Here is a 1,397-nt window from a genome sequence, read left to right on the forward strand (position 1 = left end):
GTGCATCAACTGCACGGGGGCTCCTCTTTGCCTTGGGGCCGTGCTGGGGGACCGGGGCGGGGGAGGGGGCTGCCGGTTAGGCCTCGGCGGAGCCGCGTTCCAGCAGCGGCTGGACCCGGAACGGGATCATCTCACTCATGGCCAGGGCGGTGTCGGTGCGGTCTACGCCGTCGCAGGACAGGATCTTGCCGTTGATCCGGAACAGGTCCTCGGCGTCGAGCGCCACCACGCGGAGCAGCAGATCGGCGGACCCCGTAAGGCCGTAACCCTCCAGGATTTCCGGGACCCCGGCAAGCTCCACCGCCAGTTTGCCCAGCTTTTGTTGCTGGACATGAACGGAAATGAACGCCATCAGGGGATAGCCCAGGGCGGCCGGGTTGATCCGCCGCTCGAAGGAGAGGAACACGTGCTTCTTCTCCAGCTGGGCCATCCGGGCCTGCACCGTATTTCTCGACAGCCCCAGCTTCTGCGCCAGGGCCACCACGGTGCGGCGGGGATCCCGGGCCATCGCCGAAAGCAGGCGGGTGTCGGTGCCATCCAAAGCTTGCATAATGCGCAAGGTTAGCACGGTCCAGCGGACCCAGATAGGGCAAAATGCTCAATATTTCCGAAGGTGGTTGTACCCTCTGGCAGTTGTGAGTAGGGTCACAATTATCCGGGGCAACGGCGCCCGGGCGGCCGTCGCGCGTAGGGATCACAAGTCCCGCGGGCCAGGGTCAGACGACGTCAGAAGGTTGCGGACAAGCTGTGTTTACCGACGACGCGGGGAAGGGCGGCATGACCGCCGACAACCCCGGGAACAGTGCAGAATCAAACAGGCGCACGGGCGGAGACCTCGTCCAGCTGATCACCCCGGGGGGTGAACGCGTAAGCCATCCGGAGTTTGACTCCTGGGTCCAAGATGTCGGCGATGAGCAGCTCGCCGCGCTCTACGAGGACATGGCGGCGATCCGCCGGATCGACGCCGAGGCCACCGCCCTGCAGCGCCAGGGCGAGCTCGCCCTGTGGCCCCCGCTGCTGGGCCAGGAGGCGTCCCAGATCGGTTCGGCCCGGGCGCTGCGCGAGGACGACTTCGTCTTCCCCAGCTACCGCGACAACGGTGTGGCCTACTGCCGCGGCGTGCAGCCGGCAGACATCGTCAAGGCGTGGCGCGGCAACGCCCTGGCCGGCTGGGATCCCTACACCGTCAACGTGGCCACGCAGCAAATCATCATCGGTGCCCAGAGCCTGCACGCCACCGGTTACGCCATGGGGATCCAGAACGACGGCGCCGATTCGGTCGCCGTGGCCTACTTCGGCGACGGGGCCACCAGCGAAGGCGACGTCAACGAGGCCATGGTCTTCGCGGCAAGCTTCCAGGCGCCGGTGGTGTTCTTCTGCCAGAACAACCACTGGGC

The 1,397-nt window shown here is 66.5% G+C and carries 2 protein-coding genes; one reads left to right on the plus strand and one right to left on the minus strand.

Annotated elements, in window-relative coordinates; genetic code table 11:
* Positions 1 to 76: 76 nt before the first annotated feature.
* Complete coding sequence (locus AB4Y86_RS18940) at positions 77 to 550, minus strand: Lrp/AsnC family transcriptional regulator (protein WP_441403672.1); 474 nt, start codon at positions 548 to 550, stop codon at positions 77 to 79.
* A gap of 197 nt (positions 551 to 747) precedes the next feature.
* Between AB4Y86_RS18940 and AB4Y86_RS18945 the strand changes: the two genes are divergently transcribed.
* Positions 748 to 1,397 (plus strand): thiamine pyrophosphate-dependent enzyme (locus AB4Y86_RS18945; RefSeq protein WP_441403673.1); only part of this gene is annotated, 650 nt, incomplete at its 3' end.

The organism is Arthrobacter sp. 2YAF22_2 (assembly GCF_052114645.1).
GTDB lineage: Bacteria > Actinomycetota > Actinomycetes > Actinomycetales > Micrococcaceae > Arthrobacter.

Bases quoted from the DNA above. Each gene is read 5' to 3' on its own strand.
- AB4Y86_RS18940 (WP_441403672.1), bottom strand. From the start codon at position 550: ATGCAAGCTTTGGATGGCACCGACACCCGCCTGCTTTCGGCGATGGCC.